The organism is Clostridium simiarum (genome assembly GCF_018919175.1).
Classification (GTDB): Bacteria; Bacillota; Clostridia; order Clostridiales; family Clostridiaceae; genus Clostridium_L; species Clostridium_L simiarum.
The window spans coordinates 143,415-157,581 of record NZ_JAHLQL010000005.1; the positions used below are offsets into that span (position 1 = coordinate 143,415).

Below are 14,167 nucleotides of genomic sequence, written 5' to 3' on the forward strand. Positions count from 1 at the left end.
GAATCATCATAGAAATAAGGTTTTCAATAGAATCAACTATTGGAAACCTTATTTAATACATAAATCATTATACTCTTACCAGGCCAGCTCTTCTTTCCTTTCATCCATATCTATCTCAATTAAACTATCCAAAAAAGTTGGATTACTTAAATCATAAAGTTTAAAGGGACACTCCTCATCCTTATTTAAAGAATAAAAAGCGCATTCTTTAAAACATCTAACTTTTTCTTTTTTATTTGACCAAAATGGACAGTATTTCATCCTACTTCCCCCTCACCCCTATGGTTTAATTAAAATCATTATATTCTAATTCTTCTAAAAATTAAAGTCTTAAATGTTAATATTATGTTACAAATATTAAAACTTCTATTATGCTGTGCCAAATCCATTATTAAATTCATTAATTTCCCCAAAAATAAAATTCCTCAACTATAAAGTATGAGGAATTAATTAGTATATTAATTTAAGTTTATTTATTTATTACATCATCTGCCCAAATCAATGATGTTACATACATATGTGATAGTTCCTGTATAAAATCTGAATTTAATCCAATATTATAACTTAATTCATGAAGTTCTCCTAATTCACCTCTTTCATAAGCCTTTATTAGCTTTAATATATTTCCTAAATAGCTTTCATCACCCATAATGGCATTCTTAATCTCTAGCTTTAATGGTAAATCCTTTATTATTTCACCTATAGGTTTATCTAATATAGCATCAAGTATGGATAAACTACCAACCATAAAAGCTGATGATTTATCAGTATTATCACATTTAGATGATATTATCTCGCAAAATTTACCTCTTATTATGGAGATTGTCATCAATTCTGAATTACCCATTTTATTTATATTACTGAGAGATACTAATAAAATCCACTTCATTAACTCATCTTTTCCTAAAAGAACTATAGCTTGCCTTATAGATGTTATTTCCTTAGGAAAATAAAACTTTGCAGAATTTATAAATTTTAATAATTTATAAGACATAGTTACATCTGTCTTAAAGATTTTTTCTATATTATCAAAATTCACTTCCACTTCATTTAATTCTTTTAATATTTTAAATGAATAAATATTTTGTTGTGGAAAGTCATATCCCGAAAGTATATTAGGCCTACTAAAAAAATATCCTTGAAAATAATCATATCCTATTTCCATAGCTCTATGATATTCCTCTATAGTCTCAATTTTTTCAGCTAGAACCTTAATATTAAAATTAGATTTTAACATCTTATATATTTTTTCTTTTTTTATATCATCATTTAACAAAAAGTCTACCTTTACTATATCCACTAAAGATATTAATGGATTTATACTTTTCTCATATACATAATCATCCAAAGCTAATATGTATCCTTTTTTCTTTAAATTCTTACATGCCTTTACTACAGCTTCAGTAGGTCTAACGTTTTCTAATATTTCAATTACCACAGAATCCTTTGGCAATAAATCAATAACATCACTTGTGATAAGGTTTTCTGTGAAGTTTATAAAGGCCCTTTTTCCATTAGTTAAATTATCTATCCCTATAACAGAATAACTATTTTTTATTAGCTGTATAGTAGCATCATCCCCATCACAGGATTCATAGGAATTGTTTTTATTCCCCCTAAATAAAAGCTCATATCCAAATACCTTTTCCTGTCTATCAAATATAGGTTGTCTTGCAACATAAACATCCACCATAATCACCCTCAATCTGATATTTAAAGTACTGTAACTAGCTTTAACCATAAATACCTAACATTACTTATATTATACTAATTAAATTATATTAGTTTCAAATAAAATAATTTAATTTAACTGCTATTTTATCTTTAAATAATATGATATAATCTATAAGGTTACTATAGTGTTTTCTCCTTGTACCCACTACTACTAAAAAAAGGAGGTATTTTTATGAATAATAAACTTATATTAATTTCTTTTTCTTTTTTAACAATGCTTATGCTATTTTTAGTGTTTAAGCATTATTTAAAAGAGATTTCCTTAAACAAAATGATAAAGGTTGCTGTGGTAGCAGCTATATACGCAGTATTAACCATGGGTCTTGCGCCTATTAGTTATGGACCCGTTCAATTCAGAGTTTCTGAACTTATGGTCTTACTTGCGTTTATAGATCCACTTTATGTACCTGGATTGGTTTTAGGTTGCGTAATTGCAAACTTTACAAGCCCTTTAGGTATAGTAGATATATTTTTCGGTAGCTTCGCAACAACTATAAGCCTATTTATGATAACAAAGTCAAAAAACCTTATTGTAGCTTCTTTATGGCCAGCAATTTTTAATGGTATCATTTTGGGTTTAGAGTTTAACATATTAACAAATGCGCCATTACTGGCCACTACCTTATATGTTGCCTTTGGAGAATTTGTTGTGGTTACCATAATTGGATGCACCATAATGAAACTAATGATGAACAATAAACATATCGTTGATCAATTGAAACTATAGTAACTTTATATATATAAAGCAATGAGCTAAGATAATCTTAGCTCATTGCTTTTTTGTTAACTTTATTTTTTATCTTTTGTAAATTCTCTAGGTGAATATCCTGTATACTTTTTAAAGGATTGAGAAAAATATCTGTAATCCGTATATCCTACTTGAAGGGCAACCTCTGTCACCTTAGCCTTAGGTTCCGTTAAAAGCTCTATAGCTCTTTCCATTCTAAGCTTAGTTATGTATTCACTAAATCCTATCCCCAAAACCTTCTTCATCTTTCTACTAAGATAACTTTCACTTAAATAAGCATAACTTGCCACATCTTTTAAGGATATGTCCTCTCTATAGTGAGCCTTTAAAAACTCTACAGCTTTTTCTATACCAGTTTCCTCAGATTCCGCATCCTTTTCTCTTAAAATATCCACAACCTTCATAAGATAAGAATAAACAAACTCATATAACTCATCAATAATATTTAACTTAGTAGCATATTCATATATATTAGATTCCTCTAAATCCATACTTTTAATACATTCATTATAGTTTTTTAGTACAGAGATTGATTCTAATATTATTTCAATACTTATTCCTCTTATGAAATCTTCCTTAGACTTATAAATTTTAAATTTAGTAAATAAATCCTTTAGCTTATTTTCAATTTTTCTTCTGTCTTTTGCTTTTACATATAGATTTATTTCACTTTTCTCTTTGGTAAAATCTAAATTTATAGGGGAACCATTTTTTAATATATTTTCAAAATATATTATTTTATCTTTTCCAAGATAGAGTTTATGACTTATAGCTTCTTTACTTTCACTATAGGCCTCTTTTATATTTATTAAAGAAGTTCTACTTGATACTCCAAGAGTTACTGTAATATTTAAAACTTCCTTTATGTTTTTAGTAAAAGATTTTAAACTTTCCTTTAAATCATCAAGTTCTTCATTTTCTTCAAGTACTATAGCTAACCTATAAAGATGGCAGTCAACCACATAATACCTATTTTTAAAATATTTATGTATTAAGTCTCTTATAACTCTATTTTCCATATAAAATTTATCTGCTAACTCTTCTTCCACAAGTCCATTATAACTATCGTTTTCTATACTTATAATTCTTATAGTATTTAAATCTATTCTAGATTCACTTAAAGCATCTAACATAACTTTTTTTTCTGAAAATCTTCCTCTCATAGCATCTAAAAGTAATTTTTCTTGAGCCACAGACCTATTTAAGGCAAGTTTATTTAAATCTTCTATACAATGCTTTATAGCCCCTATAAGTTCAATTTCATCTATAGGTTTTAGTATAAAATCTACAGCCTTTAATTTTATAGCTTCCTTTGCGTATTGGAATTCATCATAACCGGTAATTATTATAAACTTACAATCTGGTAGAAAGGTTTTTATATTAAAAGCCATCTCAAGCCCATTCATTCCAGGCATATTTATATCTGTAACTATTATGTCAGGCTTTAATATTTTACAGTACTCTATAGCTTTTATACTATTATCCGCTTCTCCACAAACTTCGCAATCTAAGGAATTCCAATCTATAGTTCTTTTCATTCCCTCTCTTGCAAAATATTCATCATCTACTATAAAAACCTTAAACAAATTTTTCACCTCTGTTATTCATATTGCTACTCTCGTCTATGTCTGGTATTAATATTTTAACGGAAGTAAAGCCATCTTTTTCTTCTACAATTAACCCGTAAGCTTCTCCATAATGTATCTTTACTCTACTATTAACATTATCCATTCCTATTCCTTCGCCTTTAGACTTGCTGTTTCCAAAACCTACCCCATTATCCAATATTTCAAAACATATATTTTCATCTTTAATTATTCCTCTTATTTCAATAATACCTTTACCCATCTTCTGCTCTAATCCATGGGTGATAGCATTCTCCACTATGGGCTGTAATAAAAATCTAAGCATATATTTGTCATAAACTTCTTCTTCAATATTTATAACAACTTCAAATTTATCTGAATACCTTATCTTTTGAATCCTAAGATAATTTTTTATCTGCTCTATTTCCTCTTTTACCTTAACTATATCACTATTTTTATTGGTGCTATACCTTAAAAGCTTACCTAATGACACCACCATATCTGTAACTCCTTCATAGTCTTTTAGTTTTGCCATCCAATGAATTGACTCTAAGGTGTTATATAAAAAGTGAGGATTAACTTGTGCTTTTAATGCTTTAAATTCCGATTCCTGTACTAAATACTGTTTTTCATATACTTCTTTTATTAGTCTATTTATTTCCTTTACCATGTCATTAAAACTTTTTCCTAGTTGCCCTATCTCATCCTCTGTTTTAATATGAAAATTAACCTCCCTTTCACCAGATTCTACTTTCTTCATTAACCCTGAAAGCTCGTTTATAGGTTGAGATATACTTTTAGATAGCATGTATGATGCGGTTATACACATAAACAAAATAATCACTATAAATATTATAAAAGTAACAATAGCTAAGTGTCTTTCTTTATAAATAATTCTTTTTGGTATCAATTCTATAATCTTTATAGATGTATGTGGTGAAGTAGTGAAATACGCTTTGTAAGTTACCTCATCAATATCCATCTCCATAGTACCTTTGTTATTCTCTAATATATAGCTTAAATATTCTTCATAAAACTTAAAACCAGTCATATTTTTATATTTTTTATCTGTAATTATATAACCATTTTTATCAATAACATATATATTATTGTCCTCATATAAATTTGTATTTTTAAATACATCTGTAAAATAGTCATCATAGACATCAGAGATTATGTATCCTAAAGCTTCTCCCTCCTGTTTATCTCTAACCTGCTTTCCTACAGCCATAACTATATCTTTACTCTCTTTACCGTCTACCCTTCTATGAATAAAAGATAGCTCTTTTCCTTCATTGCTATCCATGATGTGAAAAAAATTTCCTCTTGAATCTTCGTAAATAGGTACATTATATTCTGTAGTACTAAATCTGCTTTTTCTATTTAAATCAATAATGTGAATAGGTACCTCAAAGCTTTGAGTTGCTAATACACCACTTGATATTTTATACATTGCTTGTATATCTTTAAACCTGTCATCGTATGTATTGTATTCTTTTGTTTTAAGAATAGACTGTACATCATCATTATATGACATATAATTAGTAATCTTAATAAAACTAGAAATTGTTGAATCTATTAGCTTACTAGTAAACTCTAAATTTTCTGTAACACTATTATTTATCTTAGTTTCAGTAAATTCACTTAGATTTTTATAATAAAATGCTGACATAACAATAACAGGTATTAAAACTATGAGCATGAAGGCTTTAAAAAGTCTATTACCAAAGGATTTGTTTATAAATCTATACTTCATTTATTTTCTCTCACTTTACTATAATTTATAAGGTTTTCACTTAATATTATATCATAAATGCTTATGTATTTAGTCCTTATAAGTTCTATGGAATTTATGCATTTCTTTTAATAATGTGGAAATATATTATTAGAAGAATAAAAAGTATAAGCCACAGTACTAAAGAGTTCCCTTTAGCACTGTGGCTTATATACTATTAATTATTTTTAATCTATAGGTTCTTAAACTCCGCATCCACCAGAACAACCAGAGCAACCACCACCAAGACCTAAATCTTTAATAGGCTCTAGTTGCAATCCTCTACCATTCTCTTCTGCTGAACTGATTATAAAACCTTCAAAATCATTTATAAGTGACTTATTAATTAAAAAAGTTATATCCTTTACTTTTTCAACTACGTCATCTTCTTTTTCAGAATCTACTACTATGTTAAATGCAGGTCCATGACAACTCATTCCCGCTAGATTAATTCTTATAACATAATCTGAAATATTATTATCATCTAAAAGCTTTTTGAATTCTTCATAAGCTGAATCACTAATCTTTAATGTACTCATAAAAAAACCTCTTTTCATAATACTATAATAATAACTATTATCAATTATTATTATAGTATTATTTTATACCACATAATTAATTAATACAATAGATATATGATATTTTTCTATAATTCCTATAGGTATTTTAAATATCTGATTTTATATTCATTTTAAAAGCAAATATGTTTTTAGCAAAATTATAATACACTAACTTTTATTATAAATTCGTTTTCCATAAGGTCATGTAACAGTTCACCGCTTTTTACATACTTAGGTGCTAAAATTGTATACAAACTAGTTTTAATATGAGTATTGTCATTAGTAGTGTCGTCATCTTCATCATCTATACTGTATTCTATATTTTTTATCTTTATCTTTCTTCTATTAAAATAATTATCAAGTACTTCTGTTACAACTTTTTGATTATCATACTGTATTTCAATCTTCATTAGCTTTCCTTTATACAGAAATTTACTTTCAAATCTTTTTAGAATACCTAATACAATGACTACACTTATGCCTGAGAGTATAGCTAGTACATAATAACCCATCCCTATTGCAAGTCCAATACAAGCTACTACCCAAAGGCTAGCGGCTGTAGTAAGTCCTCTTATGGAGCCCTTTTCATGAATTATGGCTCCTGCTCCTAAAAAACCTATTCCACTAACAACTTGAGCTCCCATTCTTCCTACATCCGCCTTTAAAGCATTAGTCAATAATGGGTTTTCAATAATCCTTTTCAGAGCATCCTCCACTGCATGAATTTGTATCATAGAAATAACCGCTGCACCAACACAAACTAATATGTGAGTCCTAAATCCTGCTGGTCTGTTTCTAGATTCTCTTTCATACCCAATAGCCCCAGCTATTACTATAGCTATCAAAAGCCTAAATATAACCTCATGGACTTTCATTATCTTCCTCCTTTTTAGATTATATGAACATTAAGTGGTGAAAAACTAATTTTAACCTTATCTCCTTCTTTAAATACCTCTCTACCTTGAGGATTATTATCTTGGATCTTAATTTCAGTACTCTTTGTCTTTACTGTGTAGTCTTGGTATGCTCCCATAAATGTTGATAAAACAACATCCACATCAAGCATTCCCTCTTTGCCTATACTAACAGCTTCTGGTCTTAGCACCACCTTACATAGTTCTCCATCTTTCTTTTCTCCACTATATGGAACCTTTATTTCATGTCCTTCTATCTCTATAGTAGCATTATTATTTTTAACTTCTAATATTTTACCTTCTATAAAATTAGCTGTACCAATAAAGTCAGCAATAAATTCAGTCTTTGGTGTATAATATATCTCTTTTGGTGTTCCTACCTGTTCTATTATACCTTTATTCATTATTATAATCCTATCTGAAAGACTCATGGCTTCAGATTGATCGTGAGTTACATATATAGCTGTAATACCTACCTTTTTTTGAATTTTTCTGATTTCTGTCCTCATATAAACTCTAAGTTTTGCATCTAAATTTGATAAAGGTTCATCAAATAACAGTACTCCTGGTTCCATAACAAGTGCACGAGCTAAAGCAACTCTTTGTTGCTGTCCTCCTGATAGTTGATTAGGGTATCTATTCTCCATACCTGTTAATCCTACTAATTCTATTATACTACTAACCTTATCTTTTATGGTCTCTTTATCCATCTTTTTTAATTTTAATCCATACGCTATATTATCATATATATTATAATGAGGAAATAGGGCATAGCTTTGAAAAACCATAGAAGTATCTCTTTTATCTGGTGTAAGATTATTAATAAGGTCTCCTCCTAGATATATCTCTCCTGAAGTTGGTATTTCAAATCCTGCCACCATCCTTAAAGTGGTAGTCTTTCCACAACCTGAAGGACCTAAAAGAGTGACAAACTCTCCAGCCTTTATGTCTACAGAAATATTATCTACAGCCTTAAATTCATTATTATTTCCTGCATATATTTTGGTTAAATTTTTTATATTAACTCCCTTACTTTTCATCTTTACTACCTCCATATTACATTTCTTCTCTACTTACGCCCATTTTGCTAAGTGCTAAATACATTAATGAAATAGCTATATATACTATAATTATCAGTATAGTTGAAAATGCAGATGCAACTCCAAATCTACCACTATCTACCTGTGACAATATTTGAACAGTAAGTAATTTATATCTAGCTGATACAAGGAAAATAACGGCACTTACTGCGGTCATACTTCTTACAAAAGTGTATACAAGTCCACTGAAGAATGCAGATTTTATAAGAGGTAAAGTTATAGATGTAAATACTTTTCTTGTGTTTGCCCCCAAATCTGACGCAGCTTCTTCTATTGCAGGATCAATCTGTTGAAGGGCAGAAACTCCCGATCTTACTCCTACTGGAACACTTCTCATTATAAATGAGATAACAATAATTGCAGCAGTACCTGTTAATACTAAAGGTTTTGTATTATAAGCAGATACATAGCCTATACCTATTACTGTTCCTGGAACCGCCATAGCAAGAAGAGAAGTAAATTCTATAAATCCTCTTCCGTAGAACTTTTTTCTTACAATAAGAAATGCTATTATCATTCCATATAATCCTGTTATGGGTGTAGCAATAGCTGCTAAATAGGTAGTATCTTTTAAAGCACTAGTTCCTAATTTAAATACATATCTAAAGTGATCTAATGTTAAAGAGTAATCTACTCCCATTACTTTGAAAAATCCTCCTAGAGGTATTAGAACATAAAAGGCTAATACAAATACTGTAACTAATAGACATATCATATCTATTGGCCATACTATATGCCCCTCTGTTATTAAATCTCTTTCTCTTGAAGCCTTTCCAGTTACAGTAACATAGGATTTCTTCTCTATCCAATACTTTTCTAATACAAATAATAGAATAGATATAGCAAGTAATATTACTGCTACAGCAGCTCCCCCTTGCATATCATAGTTTCCTATAGCTTGAAGATATATTTGAGTGGCTAAAGTTGAGTAGTTTCCCCCTATAACCATTGGGTTTGAAAAGTCTGCCACTGTTTCTATAAAAGTTAAAAGAAAAGCATTAGCAAGACCTGGAGCCATAAGTGGCAATGTAACTGTTTTAAAAGTTTTCCATCTTGAAGCTCCCATATTTCTAGCAGCCTCTTCTAAGGATGGATCTATTCTTTTTAATAGTCCTGTCAAGAGAAGATAAGCTACCGGGAAGAAAGTCATAGTTTGAACCATAACCAACCCATGAAATCCATATATATTAGCATCCTGTATTCCAAATAACTTTCTTGTAATTAGTCCATACTGTCCAAATAACATTATAGCTGAAAGTGCTAAAACAAAAGGTGGTGATATTATTGGTAATAATGATACAACTTTAAATAGTTTTTTAAAATGAGTCCTAATATAAGAATCTGCATAAGCAAATATAAACCCTATTAGTGTAGATAAAAATCCTACTGTAACTCCTAATAACAAGGTATTTTTCAATGTTTTTTGAAATTCTAGGTTTTTAAGAGTAGTAAAATATGCACTTAAGGTAAATCCTTCTTTGCCTATAAAACTCACTTTTAATACAGAAATTAATGGATAAATTATAAATATTGCTAAAGATAGTATAACAAAAATTATTGTCACTAAAAGCATAGGATCCCGCCATATTTTTTTCATATCATTAATATTATGATTTATGGAATTTCCATGTTTTTTTAATGCCATTTCTATTGCTCCTCCTCATTTTAATTTATTGAGCAAAATATTCTACATAAAGGTAAAATTTTTATACAACAGTTCTTTAATATAAATCAGAGACCAGGTATCTGGTCTCCTCTTAAAAGCATTTATCCTATAATTATTTGATAGCCTTACTCCATTTTTCAACTACAGCACTTCTATTTTTACCTGCCCAATCAAGATTGTAATCTATAAGTTTTGTATCCTTTAACTCCTCTACTTGTTTTGGAGGTTGAGCACTTGGATTAGTTAAAAATTGATAAGAACCAACTGATTGTCCAAGTTCTTGTGCTTTCTTAGTTAAGCACCAATCAATAAACATTTTAGCTGCTTCTGCATCTGGAGCTCCTTTTATCATTCCTACTGCACCTATTTCATATCCTGTTCCTTCTATAGGTGTACTCATAACTAAGTCTTTCATACCTTCTTCCCTATATTTGATTCCATCATGTAGGAAACTTACTCCTACCATAACTTCACCTTGCCCTGCCATTCTTGCAGGTGCAGTCCCTGATTTTTCATAGGATTTTACTTGACTATTAAGTTGTTTCATATATTCTAAACCTTTTTCTTCACCCATAAGTTGAATAACTGTAGCTAAAGCTGTATAAGCTGTTCCTGAAGACCCTGGATTAGATATGGAAATTTGCCCTTTAAATTCAGGTTTTAATAAGTCATCCCAAGACTTTGGAACTTCAGCACCCTTTTCTTTTAACAATTTTCCATTAGAAACAAATCCTAAATATCCTACATATATACCTGTCCAAGCTCCATCCTTATCTTTATACTTATCTGGTATATCCTTTGCATTAGGTGAAGCATATTTTTCTAATAAACCCTCTTCATCAGCTTGAACGAATCCATCTGCTGGGCCACCAAACCAAATAGAAGCCTTTGGGTTTTCCTTTTCTGCTCTTATTCTTCCTAGTATTTCTCCTGAACTCATTCTAACAGCCTCTGTTTTTACTCCAGTTTCTTTTTCGAACTCTGACATAGCTTTAATCATATGATCTTCCATAAGTCCTGAGTATATAGTTAATTTAAGATCTTTCTTCTTTGAATCTCCTTGTTTTTTACCACAACCTGCAAAAACTCCAACAGACATTATTACTCCCAATGTTAAAGCTATTAGTCTCTTTTTATTCACAATTTGTTCCTCCTTATTTTATAAAATAATTTCATCTAGTCTCAATGTATATGTTTTCATTATAGACTGTATTTGTAATTATTAATAAATAATGAACAAAATATTAAACATAAAAGTAAATAAATTTAACATTGGTTTTGAATAGTCAGTAAATACAACACAAAAATAAAGAACTTTAAAATAATAGTTATTTTAAAGTTCTTTCAAATCTTATATTTAAGGTTACTATTTAATTATTTTTCAGATTTTTTACCTGAATTCTTTATTACGGTTATATTTATTATTTCATTTTGAAAAGCTTTAAGCAAAGCCTTCTCTAAAACCTTTTCTTTATCAAAGTTTGCTACATCCTTGCAGACAGCAAACACCTTGTTTAATTCACCATATACATTTCTATAGGTTAACGTAACATTAGGTTTATCATACTCAACATCCACAATTTTTAGTCCCCAAGATATTTGTGCGAATTCTCCATCAATTTGCAACTTGGTCATTTCTTTTAGCCTATCCCCTTCTTCGTTTGGGTTTTCAATTATTAATAATTCATCTCCTACTTTGTACTTACTCATGACCTCATCTCCTTTTTAAATATTATAAATATAATTTAATTTTAACATAATTCATTTAAATATACTATTATGTGAAAATTCTATATAATAATGTATGCACTCTAGCATTTTTAATAAGCTATTAATTTTATTCATATTAACAGCTTGTTATCTTTTTATAGTAATATAAAAATTCTTTTTAATTTTATGTTATAATCTCCTTATGGTAAAATAATATAGTGTTAACGCTATATGATATAAAGGAGAGTATACTCATATAATGTTCGGATACGTAACTCCATGTAGAATGGAACTTAAAATAAAAGACTTCGAAAAATTTAAAGCCTATTACTGCGGTGTATGCAAATCCATAAAAGATAACTATGGCAACATTCCAAGAGCCTCATTAAATTATGATATGACTTTTTTAGCTATATTAATTGATTCTCTTGAAACTAATCCTTTAGATGTAAAGCTTCATCGTTGTGCTGTACACCCATTAAAGAAAAGACTTTATATAGCTAATAACAATGCAGTATCCTATGCCTCAAAAATGAACATAAATCTTGCTCATTACAAATTTCTAGATGACTTAAATGATGAAAAATCCTTAAAATTTAGTCTATTATATAGAATTTCACGCATATATGTAAATAAAGATTCTTCAGATTTAAATAATATGAAACAGTTAATAAAAGACTCTTTAGATAAGCTATCAAATCAAGAAAAAGACCCCAAAGAAAAAAATATAGATAGCCTAAGTGATAGCTTTGCGCACCTTACAGCATGTATACTGTCAGAGTATAAATTCAAAGATGAAAGCTTTAAACAAGATCTTTATTGGCTTGGTTATAATCTAGGAAAATGGATATACATAATAGATGCTATGGATGATCTAGAGGAAGATATGAAGAAAAATAGATTTAACGCCATAAATCATTGCTTTAATGAGCAAAATATGACATATAAAGCGTTATATGACTTAATAAAAAATAGAGTTGAGTTTATATTGATTTCTTGTGGCTCTCAATGTTTAGATTATTTTCATAAACTTCCCCTTAATAGAAATCATGAACTACTAGAAAATATACTTAAATATGGTCTAATGGAAAAAATGGATATGATTTTTAATCCTGAACAATATAAGAAAAACAATATCTATAAGGATCTACAAAAAGGAGTGTAATAAGATGAAAAATCCATATGAAATACTTGGAATCAAAGAAGGTTCCAGCGAAGAAGAAATAAAAAAAGCTTATAGAGAACTAGCTAAACAATATCATCCTGATCAATATGGAGATAATCCTTTAAGAAGTTTAGCTGAAGATAAAATGAGAGAAATAAATGAAGCTTATGATTATCTTATAAAAAATGTAAAAAATACTAGTTCAAATCAAAATCATTATAACAGGGAAAGCTATAATAATCAAAACTATAACAGTGAAAGTTATGGTTCTGAATATCCTAATTTTAACGAAATAAGAATGGATATACAAAGAGGGGATATAATATCTGCGGAAAGAAAATTAAACAATGTTAAAGTAAGAGATGCAGAGTGGAATTATCTTATGGGACTTACACATTTAAAAAAGGGTTGGAATGATAGTGGTTATAATTATATAGTAAATGCCTGTAGATTATCCCCTAACAATCAAGAGTATAGACATACTTTGAATATGATAAATCAAAGGAATACCCATTATAGAAATTCCTACTATGGTGGCGGTAGAAGAGATGATAGCTTTTGCGAGATTTGCCTTAAGCTTTGGTGCTTAGACAGTATCTGCGAATGTTTTGGTGGGGACATAATTCCTTGTTGTTAAACCTTATATAAACTAATAGGGAGGATAAGAATGAATAAGAGTAAAAACCTTGCTAAAAGTGGAATATTAACTGCTTTAACCCTTATAATATTATATATTGCAAATATAGCCCCTACTAGCAAACTCACACTATTAACTTTGGCATCTGCCATAATTCCTCTTGGAATCTTATCCATCAACGTAAGGTACGCTTTAGGAATATATTTAGCCTCATCCATACTTTCCTTAATATTAGGATTAAAAGGAGTCTCTATAACCTATATACTATTTTTTGGAATATACGGATTCATAAAGTACTATATAGAGAATTTAAGAAAAGCGCCCTTAGAAATATTAGTAAAACTCACTTTTTTTAATATTTCTCTCTTTATAAATGTATATGTTTTTAAGTTTATATTTACCTCCATTCCATATATAGACTTACCTTATGCACTAATAATTATAATCATTGAAATCTCTTTTATAATCTTTGATTATGCCCTTACATTGATTATAATTTTTATGGATAAATATATACATAGGCTAAAATAATTATAGATAGAATAATTATAATTTATAAAGGTTATGTCTTAA

Annotated in this window: 14 protein-coding genes; 4 read left to right on the forward strand and 10 right to left on the reverse strand. The window is 29.0% G+C overall.

The features are described 5' to 3' along the window. Window positions 1-75 precede the first annotated feature (75 nt). A complete protein-coding gene (locus KQI89_RS13845) occupies window positions 76-261 on the reverse strand; it encodes a hypothetical protein (RefSeq protein WP_032120814.1) in 186 nt (61 codons plus the stop codon). Window positions 262-469: 208 nt separating this feature from the next. After that, window positions 470-1,693: an EAL and HDOD domain-containing protein gene (locus tag KQI89_RS13850; RefSeq protein WP_216457545.1), complete on the reverse strand. Its 1,224-nt coding sequence runs from the start codon at window positions 1,691-1,693 to the stop codon at window positions 470-472. Between the two features lie 261 nt (window positions 1,694-1,954). Between KQI89_RS13850 and KQI89_RS13855 the strand changes: the two genes are divergently transcribed. Next, on the forward strand, window positions 1,955-2,461 hold the full coding sequence (locus KQI89_RS13855) for a QueT transporter family protein (RefSeq protein WP_042439221.1): 507 nt from the start codon (window positions 1,955-1,957) through the stop codon (window positions 2,459-2,461). 62 nt (window positions 2,462-2,523) lie between these two features. On the opposite strand, the gene KQI89_RS13860 is transcribed toward KQI89_RS13855, so the two are convergent. From KQI89_RS13860 to KQI89_RS13895, 8 genes are all read right to left on the reverse strand, one after another. After that, window positions 2,524-4,068 (reverse strand): response regulator transcription factor, encoded by a 1,545-nt coding sequence (locus tag KQI89_RS13860; RefSeq protein WP_216457546.1) that lies wholly within the window; start codon window positions 4,066-4,068, stop codon window positions 2,524-2,526. Beyond that, window positions 4,061-5,824: a cache domain-containing sensor histidine kinase gene (locus KQI89_RS13865; protein WP_216457547.1), complete on the reverse strand. Its 1,764-nt coding sequence runs from the start codon at window positions 5,822-5,824 to the stop codon at window positions 4,061-4,063. The genes KQI89_RS13860 and KQI89_RS13865 overlap by 8 nt, the downstream gene beginning before the upstream one ends. 221 nt (window positions 5,825-6,045) lie before the next feature. After that, window positions 6,046-6,381 (reverse strand): HesB-like protein, encoded by a 336-nt coding sequence (locus KQI89_RS13870; protein WP_032120812.1) that lies wholly within the window; start codon window positions 6,379-6,381, stop codon window positions 6,046-6,048. 179 nt (window positions 6,382-6,560) lie between these two features. After that, window positions 6,561-7,277 (reverse strand): MgtC/SapB family protein, encoded by a 717-nt coding sequence (locus KQI89_RS13875; protein ID WP_032120811.1) that lies wholly within the window; start codon window positions 7,275-7,277, stop codon window positions 6,561-6,563. Window positions 7,278-7,291: 14 nt separating this feature from the next. Then, window positions 7,292-8,356: an ABC transporter ATP-binding protein gene (locus tag KQI89_RS13880; RefSeq protein WP_216457548.1), complete on the reverse strand. Its 1,065-nt coding sequence runs from the start codon at window positions 8,354-8,356 to the stop codon at window positions 7,292-7,294. A 16-nt stretch (window positions 8,357-8,372) separates the two neighbouring features. Then, window positions 8,373-10,061 carry an ABC transporter permease gene (locus KQI89_RS13885; protein WP_032120809.1) on the reverse strand — a complete coding sequence of 563 codons (1,689 nt, stop codon included), beginning with the start codon at window positions 10,059-10,061 and terminating at the stop codon, window positions 8,373-8,375. Window positions 10,062-10,194: 133 nt separating this feature from the next. Continuing rightward, window positions 10,195-11,223: an ABC transporter substrate-binding protein gene (locus KQI89_RS13890; protein WP_343216373.1), complete on the reverse strand. Its 1,029-nt coding sequence runs from the start codon at window positions 11,221-11,223 to the stop codon at window positions 10,195-10,197. Window positions 11,224-11,456: 233 nt separating this feature from the next. After that, window positions 11,457-11,792, reverse strand: a complete 336-nt coding sequence (locus KQI89_RS13895; RefSeq protein ID WP_032120807.1) for a hypothetical protein — start codon at window positions 11,790-11,792, stop codon at window positions 11,457-11,459. Window positions 11,793-12,051: 259 nt separating this feature from the next. On the opposite strand from KQI89_RS13895, the gene KQI89_RS13900 reads away from it, so the two are divergent. Genes KQI89_RS13900 through KQI89_RS13910 form a run of 3 tightly spaced genes read left to right on the forward strand, consistent with a single transcriptional unit; the run spans window position 12,052 to window position 14,125 of the window. Continuing rightward, window positions 12,052-12,957: a DUF5685 family protein gene (locus KQI89_RS13900; protein ID WP_216457549.1), complete on the forward strand. Its 906-nt coding sequence runs from the start codon at window positions 12,052-12,054 to the stop codon at window positions 12,955-12,957. A 4-nt stretch (window positions 12,958-12,961) separates the two neighbouring features. Continuing rightward, window positions 12,962-13,594, forward strand: coding sequence for a J domain-containing protein (locus tag KQI89_RS13905; RefSeq protein ID WP_032120805.1), 633 nt, complete (start codon window positions 12,962-12,964; stop codon window positions 13,592-13,594). 30 nt (window positions 13,595-13,624) lie between these two features. Further along, on the forward strand, window positions 13,625-14,125 hold the full coding sequence (locus KQI89_RS13910; protein WP_216457550.1) for a hypothetical protein: 501 nt from the start codon (window positions 13,625-13,627) through the stop codon (window positions 14,123-14,125). Window positions 14,126-14,167 lie beyond the last annotated feature (42 nt).